This window comes from Pseudomonas sp. HMSC066A08 (genome assembly GCF_001813025.1).
Lineage (GTDB): Bacteria > Pseudomonadota > Gammaproteobacteria > Pseudomonadales > Pseudomonadaceae > Pseudomonas > Pseudomonas aeruginosa.
Genome location: NZ_KV811306.1, coordinates 1 through 337, shown reverse-complemented (window position 1 = coordinate 337; position 337 = coordinate 1). Strand labels below are relative to the sequence as shown.

The 337-nt window shown below is 49.3% G+C and carries 1 protein-coding gene; it reads right to left on the bottom strand.

Annotation, left to right across the window (positions count from 1 at the left end):
- On the bottom strand, positions 1 to 337 hold a 337-nt coding region (locus HMPREF2886_RS33530), incomplete at both ends, for an RNA-guided endonuclease InsQ/TnpB family protein (protein WP_139148407.1).

Below are 337 nucleotides of genomic sequence, written 5' to 3'. Positions count from 1 at the left end.
GCGGGTATACCGTACCGTCTGAAAGCGTGGCCAGTTTTGTAACCCCTGCATCAAGCCCGACTATTGAGGTTGATTCATGTTGTGGTTCTGTCGCTTCATACTCAGTCTGAATGCTGACGTACCATTTACCGCATGACTGACTGACCGTGACGTTTCTCACTTCTCCGACGACTTCACGACTGTTGCGGTAGCGCATCCATCCCAACTTTGGCAATGATATACGACTATTGGATTGATCCAGCTTCACGCCCTGCGGGTAGCGAAAAGCGTCATTTTTACCGCGTTTCTTGAATCGAGGAAAAGCGGTACGCTTCTGGAAAAAATTCTTGTAAGCCCG